Here is a 21,939-nt window from a genome sequence, read left to right on the forward strand (position 1 = left end):
CACCCGGGAGCCCCCGAGCACCGGGCTCCGGCACCCGGGCCGCCCCCGGGGACCCGGCTCCGGCGAAGGCGACCCGTTCCGGTGGGACCGACCTTCTGCCGGGCTCGCAGGCTCCCGGTCCCGGTCCCGGTCCCGGTCCCGCGGGCCTACGGGCCCGTGGTCCCGTCGGTGCCCCGGCCGACCGGGCGCAGAATGGCGAGGAGCTGGCGGACCAGTTCCTCCACCACCTCGTCCAGGGTCGCGTCCACCCACCCGGCGTTCCAGTCGTGGAGCAGGCCGTTCACGCTGCCGATGAAGGCGGTGGCGGCCAGCCGGTGGTCGCGCGGCTCCGCCTCCCCGCGGGCGACGGCGGCCGCCGCCTCGGCGCAGATGAACTCCACCCAGCGGGCCCGTCGCGCGAGCCGCTGCTCCTCGAGTCGGGGGCTCACGCCGATGATCTCGACGAAGGTGATGCGGATACGGCGCGGATCACTCGTCACGTTCGCGGCGTAGGCGCGGAAGAGGGCGGTGGCCCGCTCGGCGAGCGGGAGGTCGCGGGCCCCGGCGAGCGCGTCCAGAGCGGCCTGCTCCGCCCAGTCGTTCACCTGGAGGTGGAGGGCCGCCAGTACGTCCTCCAGGCCGCGGAAGGCCTCGTAGAACTGGCGCGTGGACAGTCCCGCCGTCTCGCTGAGGGCCGCGACCGTCGTCGAGCGGTACCCGGGTCCGGCGCCGAACAGCTGGAGCCCGGCGTCGAGGAAGCGGCGGCGGCGCTCCGCCTGCCGTTCCTCGGCCGTCCTGCCGCCGTACCGCCCGGTGGGCTGTCTGAGTCTGCCCGCCACGCGCACCTCCGCTCGACGCCGGCGCGAACCGGTGTTCGCCCGTCCGGCGATTTTCTCGTGCACCGCCTCTTGTGAAGAGGCTCCCCGAGTCCTTACTTTCCAGTAAGTGCACTTTGAAAGCGGGCGTGTTCAGATTTCTACTTGTCATGCCTTTGACATCACCACCTCGACATCGACGCGCTCGCTCGCCATCAATCGCCTCTACGACAAGGACCCCCCATGTCCGTCCTCGGAGCCAGACACGTGTGCACGCTCGCCGCCGCCCTCACGCTCACCCTCGGCGGGACGGCGACCGCCGCCTCCGCCGTCGGCGAGCGGGCCCCGGCCACCGATCTGCGGGAGGTGATGTTCGTCGGCAACAACTGGGACGGCACCGCGGACGTCATCAGGTCCTCCGGCGACTTCGCGAAGGTCGGCCGGATCGACGTCATCCCGGACAAGGCCGAGCGGCTCGCCGCGATCAACGCCGATCCGATCAAGTGGGCGTACTTCATGGGCATCCGCAACGGTGTCGGCGAGGGACACGACCAGTTCGTCGACGACATGTACTCCACCCCGGACGGCAGGTCGGTGGTGGTCTCGCGCCCGAGCTTCGCCGACGTCGTCTCGATCGACCTCGCCACCGGCCGGATCAACTGGCGTTTCCCCGTGGCGGGTTACCGTTCCGACCACATGGCCGTGTCGCCCGACGGCACCCGGGTCGCGGTGTCGGCGTCCACCGCGAACACCGTCCACGTGCTCGACATCGCGACCGGCGCGCAGCTCGGGTCGTTCGCCACCGGCGACAAGCCGCACGAGAACATCTTCACCCGCGACGGCAAGTACATCTGGAACATGGCCATCGGCGACGTCACCACCGCCCTCGACGACCCCTGGCTGGACTGGACGAAGGGCGACCGGAAGATCACGGTCGTCGACGCGGCCACCTTCAAGCAGGTCAAGGTGATCGACATGCGCCAGCGCCTCGACGCGATCGGTCTCAGGGACTTCTCCGACGCCGTCCGTCCGGCCGTCTTCTCCCCCGACGAGTCCAAGCTGTACTTCCAGGTGTCGTTCTTCAACGGATTCCTGGAGTACGACGTGGCCACAGACAGGATCACCCGGGTCAAGACCCTCCCGAAGAACCCCGCCACCAGCAGCGACCGCACGACCTGGGTCAACGACTCGCGCCACCACGGCATTTCGATGAACCCCTCGGGCACCAAGCTGTGTGTCGCCGGGACGATGGACGACTACGCCACGGTCGTCGACCGCGCGACCCTCCAGGAGGGACCGCTGGTCCCCGCCTCCAAGCCGTACTGGGCCACCGTGAGCGGGGACGGCAAGGACTGCGTCGTCTCCGAGAGCGGCGCCGACCAGGTCACCGCGATCGACTTCGAGACGGGACTGAAGACGGTGTCGGTGCCGGTCGGCGACCACCCCCAGCGGGTCCGGCTCGGCCATGTGGAGGCGAACTGGACCGGCACCAGCGGCGGCTGACGTCCTCTCAGCCGAAGCGCGCGGCGGCCCAGGCGGCGAGTTCCGTCCGGGCCCCGCTCAGCAGGGCGGCGGACGGGGCGCTCGCCCCGTTCGTGACCAGCGCGAAGTGCACGGTTCCCGGGCCGGACGCGGTGAGCAGGAGGCGGCGGCTTCCGGTGCCGCCCGGCTCGGGAGCCACGGCGACGGGCGTGGCCGGGGTGTAGGCGGGCGGGGAGACCGTCGCCCCGAGGTCGGACACCACCGTCGTGGCCGCCGTCGGGAAGGAGGCCGGGAGATGGAGGTCCGTCGGGGCGGTGCCGCCGTCGGAGCGCCAGACGAGCAGCCCGTACTGCCCCGTACCCACCAGCTGGGAGACCTGCGGCAGGGTCGAGGGGACCGGGTTCCAGGTCAGCGTGGTGGAGCCGTCGCGGGAGCGGTCCTCGTAGGTGAAGGCGAGGGTGGAGCCCGCGGTGGCCGAGGGATAGAGGCGGTCGAGGAGCCTGGCGTCCTGGCGCAGCACGGGCGTGCCCGAGTCGTCGAGGCGCACGGCGGACATGTCCTCGTCGTTCCAGGCGTCGCCCGAGGTCAGGACTTTCCCCGGGTTGTCGTTCATCAGCTCGTGGTGGCGGCCGCTGTAGAGGTCCCACTGCCACTGGGTGCCCGAGAGGACCGGTCCGGACGAGGCCGCCGAGGACCACCAAGCGGCGCCGGAGAGACGGGAGTCGAGGGCCTGGTACATGGCCTTGTCGACGGTGGGCGCCTTGTCCGAGACCGTGCCGGAGAGCGGGTGGCCGAACTCGGAGACGACGGCCGCCGTCCCGGCCGCGGCGGCCCGGTCCCGCACCGCGCCGAAGTCGCCGGAGTACTGGCCGTCTCCCGCCTTGCCCCACATGAGGACGCCCGAGATGGCCTTCTGGTCGTAGAAGTGGGTGTTGAGGACGTAGCGCGGGCCGAGCGTGCCCGCGTCGAGCAGTCCGCCCTCCTGCTTCTGGGAGCTGATGTTCGCGTTCCAGAAGAGGTTGGGCTCCACGAAGGCGGGCTTGTCCTGCCAGCCGGCCGCGTCCATCCGGGCCCGGAACCTCCCGTAGAAGGGCCAGAGCAGGTCGCGTTCCCAGGTGCGGCTGGTCTGGCCCGTGTCGTAACTGCCCGCGTAGGGCTCGTTGTACGGGTCGAAGCCGGCGAGGCCCGCGAACTCGGCGGTGGTGAGGTGCTGGGCGAGGTAGGTCATGGCGGTCCCGGCCGTAACCAGGAAGGCGTCCTGGAGCCCGTAGGAGTTGTGCCAGAAGTCGTACTGCGCGGCCTTCACGGCGTTGTTCTGGGTGATGTTCTGGCCCCAGAAGAGGCAGATGCCGCACGACTCCTGGGGGTAACCGCCCGCGGTCACGGCCCACTTGGGGGCACCGTCGCCGGAGTACCAGCTGCCCGTGTTGAACAGGTACCGGGAGTAGAGGTCCTGGTGGAAGTCGGGGAGGACACGGATCCCCGCGTCGAGGAACGCCCGCATCTGGTCGGTGACCGCGGCGAGATAGGCGGTGTCGACCTGGCCGCGGACCGGCTCGGCGTGGGCCCAGGAGAGCAGGAAGCGCACGGAGTTGCCGCCGCCCAGGGCGCGGAGCGCCGTCGCGGACTTCGCCGCGTCGGCGACCGTGGCGAAGGGCAGTCCGCCGTTCTCCTCCAGCTTGGTCTCGCCGGAGACGTTGTAGCCGCGCAGGACGACCTCACGGCCGAGGCCGTCGGTGAGCCGGCCGTTCGCGACCGTGAGGGCGGCGGCCGCGGGCTGGTCGAACCAGAGGGAGTCGGGGAGTCCGTCCGCGGCGGCGGGCCGGGTGCCGGCCGCCGTGAGGAAACCGGTGAGGAGTACGAGGACGCCGAGCAGACGCGCACGCAACTTCGTCATGTACACAACAGTCCTGCCGGTACCGGGAGGCGTCAACACCTCTGACTCATGAGTAAGTTTCTCGTTTCACCGCCCTCGCCCACGGGTGCGCCCGACGGAATCTCCGCGCGGGGCGGATCCTTGGAGGTGACCGGGATCCGGCCCTCCAGGACGGCCGGGTCACCGGGTGGCGGGACCCGCGGCGAGAGGAGCGGACGATGCGCGACATCCTCCCCGCGCTGTCCCGGTGGTACGCGGCCGGATCGCCCTTCGGGCTGGCCACGGTGGTGGCGGTCGGCGGCAGCGCGCCCCGCGACCCGGGCGCGGCCATGGCGGTGGGTCCGGACGACGAGGTCGTGGGCAGTGTGTCGGGCGGCTGCGTCGAGGGAGCGGTCCTCGAACTGGCCCGCGAGGTGATCGTCTCGGGCGGGGCCCGTCTGGAGACGTTCGGGGACGACGACGGCGCCTTCGCCGCGGGGCTGACCTGCGGAGGAGAGATCACGGTGCTGGTCCGCCGGGTGTCGGCGGCCGACGACCCGGTGTTCCCGGCGGTGGCCGGGTCGGTGGCGGCGGACCTCCCGGTGACCCTGGCGACGGTGCTCGACGGCCCGGCGCCACGGGGAGCGACGCTGGCCGTGCTGCCGGCTCCGGGCCCCGGGAACGACCGGGTACACCCTCCGCCCGACCCGGGCGACACGCCTCCGGGCTCGCCGCGCCCGGCGGGACCGGCAGGACCAGCAGGACCAGCAGGACCGGCAGGGCACGGAGGACCAGCAGGACCGGCAGGACACGGAGGACCGGCAGGACCGGCAGGACACGGAGGACCGGCAGGACCGGCGGGAGACGCGGAAGCGGGCGACGCCGTGCCCGGTCCTCCCCGCCCTGTCGGCCCCGGGGGTCCGGGCGACGCGTGGCCCGGTTCGGTCGGTTCGCTCGGGGTGGGCGGGCTGGACCGGGACGTCGTGGCGGACGTGCGCGGCGGGGCCGGGCGGGGCTTCACGGGGATCCGTCACTACGGGGCGGACGGCGTCACCGTGTTCCTGCACTCCTTCGCGCCGCCGCCCCGCATGCTGGTCTTCGGCGCGATCGACCACGCGGCCGCCGTGGCCCGCGTCGGCGGCTTCCTCGGCTACCGGGTCACGGTGTGCGACGCCCGCCCCGCCTTCGCCACTCCGAGACGGTTCCCCGAGGACGTGGAGGTCGTGGTCGACTGGCCGCACCGCTATCTGAGCGGCACGACGACCGACGAGCACACGGTGGTCTGCGTCCTGACCCACGACCCCAAGTTCGACGTGCCCCTGCTGGTGGAGGCGCTGCGCCGCCCGGCGGCGTACATCGGGGCGATGGGCAGCCGCCGTACCCACGAGGACCGTCTGGAGCGGCTGCGCGCGGCCGGCGTGCCGCGGAGCGCGCTGTCCCGGCTGCGCTCCCCCGTCGGCCTCGACCTCGGAGCCCGTACGCCCGAGGAGGTGGCCGTGTCCGTCGCGGCGGAGATCGTCGCGGTGCGGCGGGGCGGCAGCGGAGTGCCCCTGACCTCGCGCGGCGGGGCGATCCATCCCCGGTGACCCGCCGGACACGAGCCCTTGGGCCGGCGGCAGGACCGCCGGGTCAGCCCGTGCGCGGGGGCAGCCGGTGCAAGGTCACCTCGGCGAGCCCGCCGTCCCCGGTCACCGTCGCCGTCATGTACGTGCAGTACGGCTCGCGGCGGCGGTCCGTCGGCGAGCCGGGGTTGAGCAGCCGCAGACCGCCGGGCGCCGTGCTGTCCCAGGGGATGTGGCTGTGTCCGAAGACCAGGACGTCGAGGTCGGGGAAGCGCCGGGCGCAGCGCTGTTCACGGCCCTGCGCGCCGCCGGTCTCGTGGACGACGCCGAAGCGCAGCCCGCCGAGTTCGGCGCGGGCGGTCTCGGGGAGCCGGGCCCGCAGACCGGGGCCGTCGTTGTTGCCGTACACGCCGAGGAGCCGTCGGGAGCGGGCCTCCAGGAGGTCGAGGGTGGCGGTGTCCACCCAGTCCCCCGCGTGGACGACGACGTCGGCCGAGGGCAGCTCGGCCAGCAGCGGGGCGGGGAGTTCCCTGGCCCGGGCGGGCAGATGGGTGTCGGACATGATCAGCAGACGCAACGCTTCACCTCGTCAGTCGAGCGCGATCTCGCTCCAGACCTGCTTCCCGCCGCTCACCGGCACCGTGCCCCAGGTCGCCGACATCGCCTCGACGAGCAGTACGCCACGGCCGCCGGTGGCCTCCCAGCCGATGCTGGTGGGCTTGATCGGCGTGCGGGGCGAGTTGTCGGCGACCGCGATGCGCAGGCGGTGGTTGACGAGGGTGAGGTCGAGCCTGACCTGGCCGTCGGTGTGCACCAGGGCGTTGGTGACGAGTTCGGAGACGATCAGCAGGGCGGCGTCCGTGTACTCGGTGACGCCCCAGCTGCGCAGGGCGCGCCGGGTGTAGCGGCGGGCGTGGCGGACGGCCTCGGGGACCCGCCAGACGGTCCAGCTCTCGCGCAGCGGCAGGACCTCCATGCCGTCGTAGCGCATCAGAAGCAGGGCCACGTCGTCGCTGCGGTTGGCGCTGGTGAGCAGTTCGTCGGCGACGAGCCCGAGCTCGGCGGGGTCGGATCCTGCCAGGCCCTCGGCGAGGCGTCGCAGGCCGTCCTCGATGTCGAGCTCGACGGACTCGACCAGGCCGTCGGTGGTCAGCGCGACGATGGTGCCGGGCTGGAGCCGCAGCGGGCTCATGGGGAATTCGGTCTGCCGGATGACGCCGAGGGGCGGCCCGGTCTCCGACTCGGGGACCTCGGTTCGGCCGTCGGGGTGGCGCAGCACGGGCGGGATGTGTCCGGCGCGCACATACCAGGCGGCCCCCTCCTCCATGTCGATGTCGACATAGCAGCAGGTGGCGAAGAGGTCGGTCTCCAGATCGAGCAGGAGCCGGTTGGCGTGCGAGACGACCACGTCGGGCGGGTGGCCCTCGACGGCGTAGGCGCGCAGGGCGGTGCGCATCTGGCCCATGACGGTGGCTGCCGAGGCGTTGTGCCCCTGGACGTCGCCGATGACGAGGGCCACGTGGTTGTCGGGCAGCGGGATCACGTCGTACCAGTCGCCGCCGACGTCCAGGCCGGACGTGGTGGGCAGATAGCGGGCGACGGCGACCGCTCCGGGCAGCCGGGGCAGTCTGCGCGGGAGCAGGGTCCGCTGGAGCATGCCGATCAGTTCGTGCTCGGCGTCGAAGGCGTGGGCACGCACCAGGGCCTGTCCGGCGAGGCCGGCCGAGGCGGTGAGCAGGGCCCGCTCCTCGGGGGCGAACTCGTGCGGGGTGTCCCAGCCGATCAGACAGGCGCCCGCCATACGGCCGCCCGCCGGCAGCGGCAGGACGGCGAGGCCACCGGGGCCGACCTCGGAGAGCGCGGGTTCCAGGTCAGCGCCCGCGGGCCAGATGGCGGGCCTGCCCTCGCTCAGGGCGGCCGCCAGCGTGGGCATGGACCGGACGGGGGCGTCGGGCCACTCCGAGCGCCATTCGCTGCGCCACAGTTCCGGCCAGAACTCCGGCTGCGGCGGGTCCAGGAGAGTGACGACGAGGCGGTCGCCCTCCAGCTCGGCGACGGCGATCCGGTCGGCCTGGAGGGGTTTGCGCAGGGCGGCGACGACGGCCTGGCCGACGTCGCGGACGGTGCCGGCGGTGGCGAGGGAGGCGGCGAGCCGCTGGACGCGGCCCACGTCGCTGACCCCGGAGCGCAGCTTGGAGGCGTCGAAGACGGTTCCCACGAGCCGCGCGGGGCGGCCCTCGGCGGCGGGCAGCAGACGGGCGCGCAGCCGGAGCCACAGGTGTCCGCCGGACGGCTGGAGGATGCGGAACTCCAGTTCGCGGTCCCCGACGGACATGTGGTCCGGTTCCACGGCGGACATCAGGGCCGGGAGGTCCTCCGGGACGGCCATGGACAGCAGGGTCTCGACCTTGCCGTCGAAGGCGGTGGGGGACAGTCCGAAGAGTTCGAGCACCTCGTGGTCGACCTCGACGTGTCCGGTGTCCATGGCGAGGCTGAACGAGCTGGCGGGCAGTGCCGCGGTGTCGTCGGGCGGGGGCGCGGGCGGGCAGACGACGGCCTCGGCGAGCATCCCGAGGCAGACGCGGTCCTCGGCGCCGAATCCGTCGGGGCTCTCACTGACGGCGACCAGGCAGCCGTTCCCTTCCCGCAGGGGCAGCACGGCCAGGGTGAAGTCCTGGGAGGACAGCCGCCGGGCGTCGGCGCAGTGGGCGAGCTCCTCGGGTCCGAGCCAGCAGGGCTGTCCGGTGCGCAGGGCCTCGGCCGCCGGGGAGCCGCCGGGCAGGGGGTAGCTGTCGCGGAGCCCGTACAGCGTCCTGGGCACCCCCGCGGACTCGGCCAGGTGCAGTTCACCGCCGCTCGGGCTCGGTGAGTACACGGCGGCGACGGTCGCACCGGTGAAGACGAGTGCCTGTTCCAGCAGGCGGTGCAGCCGTTCGCGCGGGTCGAGATCCGCGGTGAGTGTCTTCAGGGCAAGTTCGGCACGCGACGATCTCGATCCGCGTTCCGCAGCACCCTCACTGACCACGCCGTCATTACAGCGCTTCCCAGGCTCGGGCGCAGCCCCTGTGACCGTTCCGAACGCGTCGGGCCTGGGGTGCAGCCCGTGCGGGGCGGCCGATCGAACGAAATCGAATCCGTTGTGACGCGAGGGTTCCGGACCGTGTTCTCACGGCGCTCCCACGGCGGGTCTCACGACGGTTCTCGCGGCGCTCTCTCTGCGGGGGTGACGGCTCGGGTGCCGGCCCGCCGCCGCGCGGGTCCGCGGGCCCGCCGGAGCGGCCCGGTTCGCCGTGCGCGATCGGCCTCCAGGGAGGAGCCTTGTCCCCTGGAGGTGCGGAGGTCGTGGACGGCCCCGCGAGGAGGTGGTCGCCGTGTCCGACGGGCAGGAGGCCGCGCAGGCGCCGGCGGGCCGGCCGGCACCCGTGGGACGTCCGCTGCTGTCGCTGACGCTGGCCTCGATGCTGGACGACGTGGACGCGCACTCGGGAGCCGTCTATCTGCTGGCCGCCCGCGAGCCCGTACTGGAGATGGCGGTCTCCGCAGGCCTGCCGCGCGCCTTCGCCGCTCCGTGGGAACGGGTGGGGCTCAACGCGCCGATCCCGGTCGCCGAGGCGGTACGGGAGCGGCGGCTGGTCTGGGTGGGCGGCGAGCACGAGATGGCCCGCAGGTATCCCCGGATCGCGGTGGTGCTCCCCTATCCCTTCGCCCTGGCGGCGCTTCCGGTGGCCACGGCGGCCACCGTGTACGGCGCCGCCTACGTCACCTGGCCCGGCTCGCACCCGCCGGACCTGTCCGACCGGGAACGCGAACGGCTCACCGCGGCCTGCGACCGGCTCGCGCTGCGCCTGGAGCGGGCCGCCGCGGAGAACCGCCCGCTGCACCCCGAGCCCGATCTGCTCACGCCGTCCGCGTCGGAGCCCGGCGGCACGCTCGGCACGGTGGAGGCCACGCGGATGGTGGGGCGACTGCCGTACGGGCTGTGCTCGCTGGATCTGCACGGGCGGGTGGTCTTCGCCAACGCGGCGACGGCCGAGCTGCTCGGCGTGCCGGTGAGCCACCTCCTGGGCACCCAGCTGTGGGCGGCGGTGCCGTGGCTGAACGACCCCGTCTACGAGGACCGCTACCGGGCGGCGCTGATCAGCCAGCACGTGACCAGCTTCGTGGCGCTGCGCCCGCCGGGCGACTGGCTGTCGTTCCGGCTGTACCCGAGCACGAACGGGCTGAGCGTGCGGATCTCGCGGGCCAGGCCGGTGTCCGAGATGACCCGGGCGGGACCGCAGTCGCGCGACGGCAGCCCCCGCCTGGTGACGATCTCCCATGTGCTGAGCCTGGCGAGCGCGCTGACGGAGGCGGCGGGCGTGCAGGACGTGGTGCAGCTGGTGGCGGACGAGATCTCGCCCGCCGTCGGGAGCCAGTCCCTGGTGGTGCTCGCCAGCCGGGCGGGGCGCATGCACGTGCTGGGGCACCGCGGCTATCCCGACGCGCATGTCGTGGAGCGCTTCAACGGGCTGCCGTTGAGCGAGCCGACCCCGGGCACCCAGGCCCTGAACACGGGTGTGCCCGCGTTCTTCGACTCGCGCGAGCAGCTGGAGCGGCTGTACCCGTCGCGGAACGCGACACCGGACGGCATGGGGGCGTGGGCGTATCTGCCGCTGGTCGCCTCCGGCCGTCCGGTGGGCACGTGCGTCCTCGGGTACGCACGGTCCCACCATTTCGCGGCCGACGAGCGGGCGGTGCTGACCAGTCTGAGCGGGCTGATCGCCCAGGCCCTGGAGCGCGCCCTGCTCTACGACGCCAAGCTCCAGCTCGCGCAGGGCCTCCAGGCGGCGCTGCTGCCGGCCTCGCTGCCGCCGCTGGCCTCGATCGAGGCGGCGGCACGCTATCTGCCGGCGACCCAGGGCATGGAGATCGGCGGGGACTTCTACGACCTGGTGTCCTCCGACGGCCGGGCGGCGGCGGTGATCGGGGACGTGCAGGGGCACAACGTGACGGCGGCGGGGCTGATGGGGCAGATCCGAACCGCGGTCCGCGCGTACACGGCGGTCGGCCAGGCGCCGGCGGAGGTGATGGGCAGCACCAACCGGCTGCTCATCGACCTGGGCACCGAGCTGTTCGCCAGCTGTCTGTATCTGCGGCTGGATCCGGCGCGCCATGTCGCCGTGATGGCCCGGGCGGGGCATCCGCCGCCGCTGCTGCTGCGGCCGGACGGCAAGGTGAAGGCGCTCGACCTGGCCGGTGGTCCGCTGCTGGGGATCGACGCGCACGCCGTCTATCCGACGACCGAGGTGCCGCTCGTCCCCGGGTCCGTGCTCGCCCTCTACACGGACGGTCTGATCGAGACGCCCGGCGTGGACATCGAGGTCACGCTCGCCGGTCTCGCGCGGCGGCTGGCCGCGAACGGGCGGCAGCCGCTGGACGAGCTGGCCGACACCCTGCTCCAGCGGGGCGACGAGGAGGTGTGGGAGCGGCCCGACGACGTCGCGCTGCTGCTGCTCCGCGTCCGGCCGGACCGCGGGACCGGGACCGCATGAAGGCGGTCCGACCCTCCCGCCGGAGGGCCGGACCTGTCCACCGTCGGCCGGAATTCCCTGTTCCGTTGGCCGGTCAGTGGTTCTTGATCGCCGGGTTCACCGGCTTCACGGCGTGGACACGAGGCCCGAGCCGTCACCCGATGCGGCGGCCGACTGCTGGGCGGCCGCGCCGGACTTGTGGTGCTTCCTGTGCCGGTGGTTCGTCCCGGTGGCTCCGGTGCCCGCGCCCGCCGCGTCGGTGGCGCTCGCGCTCGGGTCCGCCGCGGCGCCCGCGCCCGGGTCGGCCGCGCCCGGGTCCGCCGCGCTCGCGCTCGGGTCCACCGCGCCCGGGTCCGCCGCGCCGGCGCTCGGGTCGGCCGCGCCGCCCGCGCCCGCAGCGCCCGCGTCCCCGGCGCCCAGCGTCGCGCCGACCGCGGCCAGCGCGGTGGTGACGGGCTGGAAGAAGGTCTCGCCGCCGGCGGTGCAGTCGCCGCTGCCGCCGGAGGTCAGGCCGACCGCGCCGCCGTCCTGGGTGAACAGCGAACCGCCGCTGTCGCCCGCCTCGGCGCACACATCGGTCTGGATGAGGCCCGTGACGGTGCCCTCCGGATAGTTCACGGTGGCGTTGAGACCGGTCACGTTGCCGTTGTGCAGACCCGTGGTGCTGCCCATCCGGAAGACCTGCTGGCCCACGGCGGCTTCCACGGCCTGGTTGATCTGGACGCTCTGCCCGTTGCCCACGTTGACGGCACTGTTGGTCTGCGTGGCCGGGTCGTCGTACTTGACGAGGGAGAAGTCACCGGCGCCGGGGAAGGTGGCCTGGTCGACGGTGGCGATCGAGGCGCCGGTCTGCGAGTCCGACCACTTGGCCGCGGCGACGCCGCAGTGGCCCGCGGTGAGGAAGGCCGGGGTGCCGTCGCTCGCGGTGACGTTGAAGCCGAGCGAACAGCGCACGTTGCCGCCGAAGATGGCGTCGCCGCCGTCGACGAAGGGCTTCAGGGTTCCCGCGGACTTCGCGAGGGTCGCCACGCCCGAACCGAGGTTCTTCACGGTCGACTGCACGGTGTTCCACTTGTCGCCCGTGACCGTGGAGTCCGCGGTCACGCGGATCTCGTTGGTCTTGGGGTCCACGGACCAGGACGTGCCCGGGACCGTCGCGTCGGCCTTGAGCGTCTTGGCCGCGGCCTCCAGCGCGGCGGTGCTGTTCTGCACCTGGTGGGCCACCGCGCCGGCCTTCTCGATCTGGGCGACCGCGTTGCTGTCGTTACCGACGACGTTGACGACGAGCTGCTTCTGCTGGGCGTCGTAGTACGAGCCGGCGAAGGTGTCGCCCAGCTGGGTGGCCAGCATGGAGGCGACGTTCGAGATGTCGTTCGCCTTGAAGGTTCTGGGAGTGGCGGCGTCCCCGTTCGTCTGCGACGCGTTGGCGCTGGGCAGCAGCAGAGCCGCCGCTCCGAGTGCCGCGACGCCGCCGACCGCGATGGCGGCCTTGCGCTTGGGTATCCGTTTGTGACTCAACTCTGGACCTCCTGGGGACGGGGTGGGTGCCGCGTCCGGCAGCTGACTGGGGGGCGCCTGCTTGCCCGTTGATACGCGTGTGCCTCGCGGGGTGTTCAACTGCCATTGCAAATCGCGGGAGTTGAGTTCGCCAAAGACCTCGATTACGGGGACAACCGGGTCATTCCGCACGCGGAACGGGAACGCCGGGCACGGGGACGGCCGGACGGGCACACAGTGCGACCGGGCGGCGACGCTCCGTCGAGAAGTGGCGGCGGAATCCCGGATTCAGGGAATCTGCACAGCCCGTGCCCACCGGGGTCACCTCGGACCGGGGATCTGCACAGTCGCACGCCCCCCGCACGCCGATGGGCCCGTACGGCCCCCTTCGGCACGGAAGTGGCAAGGGTCCGGCTGAACCGATGCCGCGCAGCATGTGAAGAAGTGGCCCCCCATGCGTGTGCGCCCCTGCACGCTTCCTCGCTCAGGGAACACAAATCCGCAGGTGGGAGCCCTGGTTGAGTGGAGAGGCCGCGCACGGCCGTGCTTTGATCCGTGGCACCGCACAGGTCGCGGCACCGTTCCCGGGAACGGGAGCCGCGCCTCGCGGTGGCGGCCGTCGTCTGTCCCCCAGAGGGGGCCGCTCTCCCCCCTTGTGAATATCCATATGAAGGGAAGTTCCATCATGAACTCCACCCCCCGTGTCGAGACCGCCGAGATCTCCGACGCCGACCTCGACAACGTCTCCGGTGGCCTCTCGCTGAACGCCGTCGGCACCGTCACCGGCCTGGTGGACGGCGTTGCCCCGGTCTCCGGCGTCGTGGGCACGGCCATCGGCACCGTCGAGGGTGTGACCGGCCTGAACACCGCCCCGGTCACCGGCCTGGTCGCCGGTCTCTGATCGCGTTTCACGCCGCCGAGAGTCCCGGAACCGCCCCACAGGTTCCGGGACTCTCCGGTGCCGTGAGCCTCACGAACAGGTGACAAGCATCCCGTGCAGTTCCGCCAGCAGGCCCTCGCCCGACTGCGGTCGCCCGAAGAACTCGACCTCCCGGTCCGCTTCGCCCGCCCGCAGGGCCGGCTCGTCCTGGCGGTGACCGTGCTCGCCATGGCCGCCGCCTCCGTCTGGGCCGTGACCGGCACCGTCGCCTCCACCGTCGGCGCGCCCGCCGTCCTCACCCACGCCGAGGGCAGCTACATCCTCCAGAGCCCGGTCGCCGGACAGGTCACCGCCGTCCTCGCGCGCGAGGGCGAACGGCTCCCCGCGAACGCGCCCGTGCTGAAGGTGCGTACGGCGCAAGGGGAGACGGCCGTCGTCCGCACGGTCGCCGCGGGCCGTGTCACCGCCCTGGCCGCGGCCATCGGCGCGATCATCTCGACCGGCGCCGACGTGGCCGCCGTGGAGAAGGTCGCCCACCCCGACGACCCCCTGTACGCGACCGTCTACGTCCCCGCCGCGAGCGCCGCGGTCATCCCCGCGGGCGCCGCCGTCGACCTCACCGTCCAGTCGGTGCCCGCCCAGCGCTACGGAGTGCTGCGCGGCCATGTGCAGTCGGTGGGCCGCGGTGTGCAGACCCGGCAGCGGATAGCCGCCTACCTCGGTGACGCCCAACTGGGCGAGCAGTTCAGCCGGAACGGCAGACCGGTCGCCGTCCTCGTCCGGCTCGACCGGTCCTCCGCCACCCCCAGCGGACTGAAGTGGTCGTCCGCCGACGGTCCCCCCTACGCCCCCGACTCCATGACCCTGGCCACGGCCTCGGTCCGCCTGGCCGGACAGCGCCCCGTCGACTGGCTCCTGCCGTGAGCCCCGCGACACAGACCCGCGGCCGCCGGCGCGCCGCCGCACCCGCGCGGCGCAGCGTGCCCAGGACCCGGGTCAGGACCGTGCGCACCCCCACCGTTCTCCAGATGGAGGCCGTGGAGTGCGGGGCCGCCTCCCTCGCCATGGTGCTCGGCCACCACGGCCGCCATGTCCCGCTGGAGGAACTGCGCATCGCGTGCGGTGTCTCGCGGGACGGCTCGCGCGCGAGCAACCTGCTGAAGGCGGCCCGTGGTTACGGCCTGACCGCCAAGGGCATGCAGATGGACACCGCCGCGCTCGCCGAGGTGCGAGGGCCCGCGATCCTGTTCTGGGAGTTCAACCACTACGTCGTGTACGACGGCATGGGACGCCGCTTCGGTCGCCGGGGCGTGTTCATCAACGACCCTGGCAAGGGCCGCCGGTTCGTGCCGATGGAGGACTTCGACACCAGCTTCACCGGAGTCGTCCTCGTCATGGAGCCCGGCCCGGGGTTCCGCAAGGGAGGCCGCAGACCCGGGGTGCTGGGCGCCATGCCGGCCCGGCTGCGAGGCACTTCAGGCACCATGCCCGTCGCCGTGCTGGCGAGCCTGCTGCTGGTCGCGGTCGGCGCGGCCGTGCCCGCGCTGAGCCGCACGTTCATCGACCAGTATCTGATCGGCGGTCAGACCTCGCTGCTCGGCGTGCTGTTCGCGTCGATGGGCGCCTCCGTACTGCTGACGGCGCTGCTGACCTGGCTCCAGCAGGCCAACCTGCTGCGCGGCCGCATCATCTCCTCGACCCTCTCCAGCGCCCGGTTCCTGCGGCATCTGCTGCGGCTGCCGGTCACGTTCTTCTCCCAGCGCAGCCCGGCCGACCTCGTGCAGCGGCTCCAGTCGAACGACGCGGTGGCCGAGACCCTGGCCCGCGACCTGGCCGCCGCGGGCGTGGACGCGGTCGTCGTCGTCCTGTACGCCGTGCTGCTCTACACCTACGACCCCCAGCTGACGGCCGTCGGCATCGGGGTCGCGCTGCTCAACGTGGTGGCGATGCGCGTGGTGATCCGGCTGCGCGCCACCCGTACCGCCAAGCTCCGCGCCGACACCGCCCGGCTGACCAACACCGCTTACACCGGGCTCCAGTTGATCGAGACGATGAAGGCCACCGGCGGTGAGGACGGCTACTTCCGCAAGTGGGCCGGCCAGCACGCCACCACGCTGGAGGAGCAGCAGCGCCTCGGTGTGCCGAGCGCGTGGCTGGGCGTGGTCGCCCCGACCCTGGCGATGGTCAACAGCGCGCTCATCCTGTGGATCGGCGGTCTGCGGGCGGTCGAGGGACAGGTGTCCGTGGGACTGCTGGTCGCCTTCCAGGCACTGGTCACCCGCTTCACCGCCCCGGTCACCCGGCTCAACGGTGTGGCCGGCCGGATCCAGGACTTCGCGGCCGACGTGGCGCGGCTCAAGGACGTGGAGAACTTCCGCGCCGATCCGCTCTACGCCCGCTCAGGCACGGGTGAGTCGACCCGGCGACTGCGGGGCGAGGTCGAGCTGGAGAACGTCACGTTCGGCTACAGCCCCCTCGACGAGCCGCTGCTCTCCGGGTTCTCGCTGACGGTCGGCCCGGGTCAGCAAGTGGCCCTCGTCGGCGGTTCGGGCAGCGGCAAGTCGACGGTGTCCCGGCTCATCTCGGGCCTGTACGCGCCGTGGGAGGGCACGATCCGTATCGACGGCCGCCTTCTGGAGGACATCCCGCGCGGAGCGCTCGCCTCGTCCGTGTCCTTCGTGGACCAGGACGTGTTCCTCTTCGAGGGGACGGTCCGCGACAACGTGGCGCTGTGGGATCCGTCGATCCCCGACGAGGCGGTGACCGCCGCGCTCCAGGACGCGGCGCTGTACGAGGTCGTCGCGCGCCGTCCCGGCGGCATCCACAGCCGGGTCGAGCAGGACGGACGGAACTTCTCCGGCGGCCAGCGGCAACGCCTGGAGATCGCTCGGGCGTTGGTGCGCCGGCCCAGCATCCTGGTGCTCGACGAGGTCACCAGCGCCCTGGACGCGGAGACGGAGCAGACCGTCATGGACAACCTGCGCCGGCGCGGCTGCGCCTGCGTGGTGATCGCCCACCGGCTCAGCACGGTGCGGGACAGCGACGAGATCGTCGTGCTCGAACACGGCGCGGTCGTGGAACGCGGGCGGCACGAGGCACTGGTGGCGGCCGGCGGTCCGTACGCCGTTCTGGTCAGGGAGCGTTGAGATGAGCACGGTCGACGAAGGCGTCCACGGACAGGACATGGTGCTCGGCGCGCTCGGGGGCCTCGGCACCCCGGTCGGCGGCGCGGGGCTGAGCCGCCTCGATCTGGAGGGCCCGCAGGTCCTGTGGCTGGTGGTCGCGGGCGCCATGGACCTGTTCGCGGTCGACGCGGCCCTGCAGGGCCACTGGCACCACCTCGGGCGGCTCGAAGCCGGTTCGCTGCTGCTCGGTCCGGTGACGGGTCCTCAGCACACGCTGGTGGGGCGGCCGTTGCATGACTGCGAGCTGCGCCGGATCGGACTGCGCGAACTCCACCAGCAGGCCGACACGGCGACCTGGTCGTACGACGCGTACGGCAACCCGCAGTTCGTGCCGCCGGTGTCGAGCCCGCTGGAGCACGCCCTCGCGCTCGGCGTCGGCCGCGGCCTGTCCGTCCTCTTCCAGGCGCCCACGGCCACGGAGAACGCGGCCGCGCCCACCGACGACGACGTGTTCTGGATGCAGGTCCCGCCCGGGAGCGTGCGGTACGGCTCGCTGTACGGGGCCGAGGCGGCGGCCGACCTGCTGATGGACTCCGGTGTCTGGCAGGGCATGGTCGACCAGCAGTACCGGCTGCTGTCCATGCTCGACCGCTGGATCGAGGAGCTGGAGGCGGGACACGAGGACCGTGCGGCGGCGGGCATCGAGGCGGGCGAGGCGGTACGCGCCCAGGCCGACCGCACGCTGCTCGCCTCGATCGGCAGGACACGGTCGAAGCGCCCGACCGCGGCGGACACGGACGCCACGTACGCGGCCTGCGAGCTGGTCGCCCGCGCGGCTGGGATCACGCTCGCGGAGCGGGCGGGCGGCGGCACGGAGAGCGACCGGCTCGACCCCGTCGAACGGATCGCGATCGCCTCCCGCCTGCGCACCCGCGCGGTGCGGCTCGACGGACGCTGGTGGCGTGACGACATCGGTCCGCTGGTGGGCAGCCGGGCGGTGTCCGGCGCGCCGGTGGCGCTGCTGTGGCGGCGGGGCGGCTATGTCGCCGTACAGCCGTCGTCCGGGCGGGAGACGCCGGTGGAGAAGGCCAACGCGCCGGAGTTCGAACCGCGGGCCGTGATGTTCTACCGTCCGCTGCCCGAGCGCAGGCTGGGCCCGCTCGGGCTGCTGCGGTTCTGTCTCGCGGGCAGCGGCGGGGATCTGCGCAGTCTCGCGGTCGGTTCCCTGGTGACCGTGGCGATCGGCGCGCTGGTGCCGGTCGCCACCGGCCGGGTGCTCGGCAGTTACGTGCCGCGGGCCGAGCGCGGGCTGATCGTGCAGGTCTGTCTGGCGCTCCTGGTCACGAGCGTTGTGTCGGCGGCGTTCATGCTGCTCCAGAACCTCACCCTGCTGCGGATGGAGGGCCGGATCGAGGCGAGCCTCCAGCCGGCGGTGTGGGACCGGCTGCTGAGGCTGCCCACCTCGTTCTTCGCGGCCCGTTCGACCGGTGAGCTGGCGAGCGCGGCGATGGGGGTGAGCGCGATCCGCAGACTGCTGGCCGGGGTCGGCCCCACCCTCGCGCAGGCGGGCACGGTCGGCGCGATGAACCTGGGTCTGCTGTTCTGGTACAGCGCGCCCATGGCGCTGGCCGCGATCGGCATGCTCGTCGTCGTCGCGGCCGTCTTCCTCGGACTCGGCCTTTGGCAGGTGCGCGGGCAGCGCCGGCTGGTGGTGCTGGGCAACAAGCTGAACAACCAGGCGTTCCAGACGCTGCGCGGGCTGCCCAAGCTGCGGGTCGCGGCGGCCGAGAACTACGCGTACGCGGCCTGGGCGGGCGGGTTCGCCCGCAGCCGTGAGCTCCAGCGGCAGGTCGGCCGGGTCAAGAACCTGACGACGGTGCTGGGTTCGGTGTATCTGCCGCTGTGCTCCCTGCTGATGTTCATGCTCCTGGCGGGTCCGGCGCGCGGCTCGCTGTCCGCGGCGGACTTCCTCACCTTCAACACGTCGGTGACGATGCTGCTGACGTCGGTCACCCAGATCACCGGGGCGCTCGTGTCCGCGGCGGCCGCGCTGCCGATGTTCGAGGAGATCAGGCCGGTGCTCGACGCGACGCCCGAGGTGCGCGGGGCGAGCACGCGTCCCGGGGTGCTGTCGGGCGGGATCGAGGCGCGGCGACTGTCGTTCCGGTACGCCGACGACGGTCCCCTGGTCCTCGACGACGTGTCGTTCGCCGTGCGGCCGGGCGAGTTCGTGGCGATCGTGGGCCCGAGCGGCTGCGGCAAGTCCACCCTGCTGCGGCTGCTGATCGGCTTCGACCGGCCGGTGTCGGGCAGTGTGCTCTACGACGGGCAGGATCTGGCCGCCCTCGACCAGTCCGCGGTACGGCGGCAGTGCGGTGTGGTGCTCCAGCACGCGCAGCCGTTCACGGGCTCGGTCCTCGACTGCATCTGCGGCACCGAGGCGTACACGCCGGAGGAGGCGATGGAGGCGGCCGAGATGGCGGGTCTGGCCGAGGACATCCGGCGGATGCCGATGGGGCTGCACACGCTCGTCGCGGGCAGCGGCGCGATCTCCGGCGGCCAGCGTCAACGCCTCATGATCGCCCAGGCGTTGATACGAAGGCCGCGCATCCTCTACTTCGACGAGGCGACCAGCGCGCTGGACAACGCGACGCAGCGCACGGTGATCGAGAGCACCAAGGCGCTGAACGCCACCCGCGTGGTGATCGCGCACCGCCTGTCGACGGTGCTGGACGCGGACCGCGTCATCGTGATGGAGAACGGCCGGGTCGCTCAACAGGGCCCGCCCGCGGAGCTGTTGGCGGACACGGGCGGGCGGCTGCACGAGCTGGTGCGGCGGCAGCTGACCTGAGCGTCAGTCCGTCCCCGGGACCGGGGCGCCGGAGGGGAAGCCCGCCTCGACGTAGACGTCGTAGATCTCCTTCCAGGCCGTGATCCCCCCGGAGTGCGGGCCCTCGGAGCGGCCGCCGCCGACCGCCAGGTCGAGGGCGGCCAGGCACACCTCCCAGCCGGCGCCGTTGCGGGCGGCGGTGTCCCGGGCTGCGAGCACGTCGGTGAGCGTGAAGCGGGTGCCGCCGCCGTCGAGGGCGTCGAGGTCGAAGCGCAGCTCGTCTCCGCCCCACTCGAAGGAGAGGCGGCGGGGCGGGTCGACGGCGAGGACGCGCCCGGTGGACTCCGGCATGTTCGGATCGCCGCTGAACCTGATGGCCCCGCCGGGGCGGAGGTCGATCTCGGCGCGGGAGGGGAACCACGCGGCGAGTTCGCCGGGGTCGGTCACGAACCGCCAGACGCGGTCGGCGGGGTGGCCGTACACCCGGCCGAAGCGGACGGCCGGGCGCCCGTCGTCCAGCGTGAGAAACGTTCCGGTGCCTGCGGTGACTACGTCGGACATGGCGGTTCGGTCCTTCGGTGAGGGTGCCTCCGGTCGGGGTGCCGGGCCGTTCGGCCGCCTCCAGGCTCTCACCTCGCACGCCGGGAACGCCCGTGGGACGCACGTCACACCCCGACGCCTAGCGAAACGTTGCCGTTTCGCTCGACGGGGCCTAAGGTCGGAATGTCGATGTGTACGAAACCGTTTCGTTTACGTGCACGTAACGAGCGACTTCCCTGGAGCGCCTCTCCCATGTCCCAGACCCTGACCAAAGGCACCGGCGCCGGTGCCGCGGACCCTGCGTCCGCGGCCGCGTCGAAGGGCCGGTGGTGGATCCTCTCCATCATCGGCATCGCCCAGCTGATGGTGGTCCTCGACGCCACCATCGTGAACATCGCGCTGCCCTCCGCACAGGCGGACCTCGGTTTCTCCGACGGCAACCGGCAGTGGATCGTCACCGCGTACTCCCTCGCCTTCGCCTCCCTGCTGCTACTCGGCGGGCGCATCGCCGACCTCTTCGGCCGCAAGCCCGCCTTCCTCGTCGGTGTCGCCGGATTCGCCGGCGCCTCCGTCCTGGGCGGCGCCTCGACCGGGTTCGGGATGCTGGTCACCGCGCGCGCCCTCCAGGGGGTGTTCGGCGCCCTCCTCGCACCGGCGGCCCTCTCGCTGCTGAACACGACGTTCACCGACGCCAAGGAGCGCGCCAAGGCGTTCAGCGTGTACGGCGCCATCGCCGGCGCGGGCGGCGCGGTCGGCCTGCTGCTCGGCGGCCTGCTCACCGACGCCCTCGACTGGCGCTGGACCCTGTTCGTCAACCTCGTCTTCGCCGTCGTCGCCTTCGCGGGCGGCTGGGTCCTGCTGAGCGGTCACCGTGACGCGGCCGGCTCCAAGCTCGACCTGCCGGGCACCCTGCTGGTCTCCAGCGGTCTCTTCTCGCTGGTCTACGGCTTCTCCAACGCCGAGACGCATCACTGGAGTTCGCCGGCGACCTGGGGCTTCCTCGCCGCGGGCGGCATCCTGCTGGCCGCCTTCGCCTGGTGGCAGACCCGCGCGGCGCACCCGCTGCTGCCGATGCGCGTCCTGCTCGACCGCGACCGCGCCGCCTCGTTCCTCACGGTCCTGATCACCGGCGCGGGCATGTTCGGCGTCTTCCTCTTCCTCACCTATTACCTTCAGCTGAACCTCGGCTTCAGCCCCACCAAGACCGGTGTGGCGTTCCTGCCGATGATGGCGACGCTGATGGTCATGGCGCAGGTCTCCACCACGATCCTGGTGCCCCGGATCGGCCCCAAGGCCGTCATCCCCGCGGGCTTCGCGGTCGCCGCGCTCGGCATGGCCTGGCTGACCGGCATCGGCGTCGGCTCGTCCTTCTCCACCGACGTGCTGCCGCCGCTGCTGCTGATCGGCGCCGGGCTCGGCATGGTGATGCCGCCCGCCATGTCGCTGGCCACCAACGGGATCGCCGCCGAGGACGCGGGCGTCGCCTCCGCGACCGTCAACACCATGCAGCAGGTGGGCGGTTCGATCGGCACCGCGCTGCTGAACACGCTTGCCGCGAGCGCCGCGACCAGCTACCTCGCGGGCAAGGACGCGACGAACCCGCTGGTCCGGGCGCAGTCGACGATCGAGAGCTACACCACCGCCTTCTGGTGGTCGGCGGGCTTCTTCGCCGCGGGAGCGCTCATCGCCCTGGTGCTCTACCGTCCGGGCCGCCAGGCCCAGGACCCGGACGCCGCTCCCGTCGTCCACATGTGACCGGGCGCCGGGCCGGACCCGGCCCGGCCGCCGCCCGACCGGCCGAGGGGCCGCCGACCTCCTGGATTAGGCGGCCCCTAACGACACCACGGGACCGCGGCGGGCCCGG

14 protein-coding genes are annotated in these 21,939 nt (G+C 72.7%); 8 read left to right on the forward strand and 6 right to left on the reverse strand.

The window, feature by feature from the left end:
• Positions 1 to 146 precede the first annotated feature (146 nt).
• Positions 147 to 818 (reverse strand): TetR/AcrR family transcriptional regulator, encoded by a 672-nt coding sequence (locus ACFWI4_RS04185; RefSeq protein ID WP_387190794.1) that lies wholly within the window; start codon positions 816 to 818, stop codon positions 147 to 149.
• Positions 819 to 1,037: 219 nt separating this feature from the next.
• Between ACFWI4_RS04185 and ACFWI4_RS04190 the strand changes: the two genes are divergently transcribed.
• Positions 1,038 to 2,297, forward strand: coding sequence for a YncE family protein (locus ACFWI4_RS04190; RefSeq protein WP_385407799.1), 1,260 nt, complete (start codon positions 1,038 to 1,040; stop codon positions 2,295 to 2,297).
• A gap of 7 nt (positions 2,298 to 2,304) precedes the next feature.
• On the opposite strand, the gene ACFWI4_RS04195 is transcribed toward ACFWI4_RS04190, so the two are convergent.
• Positions 2,305 to 4,173 (reverse strand): cellulase family glycosylhydrolase, encoded by a 1,869-nt coding sequence (locus ACFWI4_RS04195; RefSeq protein ID WP_387190796.1) that lies wholly within the window; start codon positions 4,171 to 4,173, stop codon positions 2,305 to 2,307.
• Positions 4,174 to 4,370: 197 nt separating this feature from the next.
• Here ACFWI4_RS04195 and ACFWI4_RS04200 point away from each other — a divergent pair, with 197 nt between their 5' ends.
• Positions 4,371 to 5,717, forward strand: coding sequence for an XdhC family protein (locus ACFWI4_RS04200; RefSeq protein WP_387190798.1), 1,347 nt, complete (start codon positions 4,371 to 4,373; stop codon positions 5,715 to 5,717).
• Positions 5,718 to 5,760: 43 nt separating this feature from the next.
• Here the strand turns inward: ACFWI4_RS04200 and ACFWI4_RS04205 are convergent, their stop codons facing one another.
• Together ACFWI4_RS04205 and ACFWI4_RS04210 are read right to left on the reverse strand one after the other, a co-directional pair.
• Positions 5,761 to 6,270 (reverse strand): metallophosphoesterase family protein, encoded by a 510-nt coding sequence (locus tag ACFWI4_RS04205; protein WP_387190800.1) that lies wholly within the window; start codon positions 6,268 to 6,270, stop codon positions 5,761 to 5,763.
• Between the two features lie 12 nt (positions 6,271 to 6,282).
• On the reverse strand, positions 6,283 to 8,718 hold the full coding sequence (locus ACFWI4_RS04210) for a SpoIIE family protein phosphatase (RefSeq protein WP_387190802.1): 2,436 nt from the start codon (positions 8,716 to 8,718) through the stop codon (positions 6,283 to 6,285).
• A 337-nt stretch (positions 8,719 to 9,055) separates the two neighbouring features.
• Here ACFWI4_RS04210 and ACFWI4_RS04215 point away from each other — a divergent pair, with 337 nt between their 5' ends.
• On the forward strand, positions 9,056 to 11,224 hold the full coding sequence (locus ACFWI4_RS04215; protein ID WP_387190804.1) for a SpoIIE family protein phosphatase: 2,169 nt from the start codon (positions 9,056 to 9,058) through the stop codon (positions 11,222 to 11,224).
• A gap of 105 nt (positions 11,225 to 11,329) precedes the next feature.
• Here ACFWI4_RS04215 and ACFWI4_RS04220 read toward each other — a convergent pair whose 3' ends face one another.
• Positions 11,330 to 12,721 (reverse strand): S1 family peptidase, encoded by a 1,392-nt coding sequence (locus tag ACFWI4_RS04220; RefSeq protein ID WP_387190806.1) that lies wholly within the window; start codon positions 12,719 to 12,721, stop codon positions 11,330 to 11,332.
• Between the two features lie 664 nt (positions 12,722 to 13,385).
• Here ACFWI4_RS04220 and ACFWI4_RS04225 point away from each other — a divergent pair.
• From ACFWI4_RS04225 to ACFWI4_RS04240, 4 genes are all read left to right on the forward strand, one after another.
• Entirely contained in the window at positions 13,386 to 13,601 is a 216-nt protein-coding gene (locus ACFWI4_RS04225; RefSeq protein ID WP_151467086.1) for a type A2 lantipeptide, read from the forward strand.
• Between the two features lie 93 nt (positions 13,602 to 13,694).
• Positions 13,695 to 14,504, forward strand: a complete 810-nt coding sequence (locus ACFWI4_RS04230) for an HlyD family efflux transporter periplasmic adaptor subunit (RefSeq protein WP_387190809.1) — start codon at positions 13,695 to 13,697, stop codon at positions 14,502 to 14,504.
• The gene (locus ACFWI4_RS04235) at positions 14,501 to 16,726 is read left to right on the forward strand and encodes an NHLP family bacteriocin export ABC transporter peptidase/permease/ATPase subunit (protein WP_387190811.1); all 2,226 of its coding nucleotides are present in this window, start codon (positions 14,501 to 14,503) and stop codon (positions 16,724 to 16,726) included. The genes ACFWI4_RS04230 and ACFWI4_RS04235 overlap by 4 nt, the downstream gene beginning before the upstream one ends.
• 1 nt (position 16,727) lies before the next feature.
• Entirely contained in the window at positions 16,728 to 19,556 is a 2,829-nt protein-coding gene (locus ACFWI4_RS04240; RefSeq protein ID WP_387190813.1) for an NHLP bacteriocin export ABC transporter permease/ATPase subunit, read from the forward strand.
• A gap of 3 nt (positions 19,557 to 19,559) precedes the next feature.
• On the opposite strand, the gene ACFWI4_RS04245 is transcribed toward ACFWI4_RS04240, so the two are convergent.
• Positions 19,560 to 20,096, reverse strand: a complete 537-nt coding sequence (locus ACFWI4_RS04245; protein WP_387190815.1) for an SRPBCC family protein — start codon at positions 20,094 to 20,096, stop codon at positions 19,560 to 19,562.
• Positions 20,097 to 20,327: 231 nt separating this feature from the next.
• On the opposite strand from ACFWI4_RS04245, the gene ACFWI4_RS04250 reads away from it, so the two are divergent.
• A complete protein-coding gene (locus tag ACFWI4_RS04250; RefSeq protein ID WP_387190817.1) occupies positions 20,328 to 21,830 on the forward strand; it encodes an MFS transporter in 1,503 nt (500 codons plus the stop codon).
• The last annotated feature ends 109 nt before the right edge of the window (positions 21,831 to 21,939 follow it).

The organism is Streptomyces sp. NPDC127038 (genome assembly GCF_042725875.1).
In the GTDB taxonomy this organism is placed as follows: domain Bacteria; phylum Actinomycetota; class Actinomycetes; order Streptomycetales; family Streptomycetaceae; genus Streptomyces.

Excerpts from the sequence above, each read along its gene's own strand:
- ACFWI4_RS04190 (WP_385407799.1), top strand. The coding sequence starts at position 1,038 with ATGTCCGTCCTCGGAGCCAGACACGTGTGCACGCTCGCCGCCGCCCTC.
- ACFWI4_RS04195 (WP_387190796.1), bottom strand. The coding sequence starts at position 4,173 with ATGACGAAGTTGCGTGCGCGTCTGCTCGGCGTCCTCGTACTCCTCACC.
- ACFWI4_RS04200 (WP_387190798.1), top strand. The coding sequence starts at position 4,371 with ATGCGCGACATCCTCCCCGCGCTGTCCCGGTGGTACGCGGCCGGATCG.
- ACFWI4_RS04225 (WP_151467086.1), top strand. The coding sequence starts at position 13,386 with ATGAACTCCACCCCCCGTGTCGAGACCGCCGAGATCTCCGACGCCGAC.
- ACFWI4_RS04240 (WP_387190813.1), top strand. The coding sequence starts at position 16,728 with ATGAGCACGGTCGACGAAGGCGTCCACGGACAGGACATGGTGCTCGGC.
- ACFWI4_RS04245 (WP_387190815.1), bottom strand. The coding sequence starts at position 20,096 with ATGTCCGACGTAGTCACCGCAGGCACCGGAACGTTTCTCACGCTGGAC.
- ACFWI4_RS04250 (WP_387190817.1), top strand. The coding sequence starts at position 20,328 with ATGTCCCAGACCCTGACCAAAGGCACCGGCGCCGGTGCCGCGGACCCT.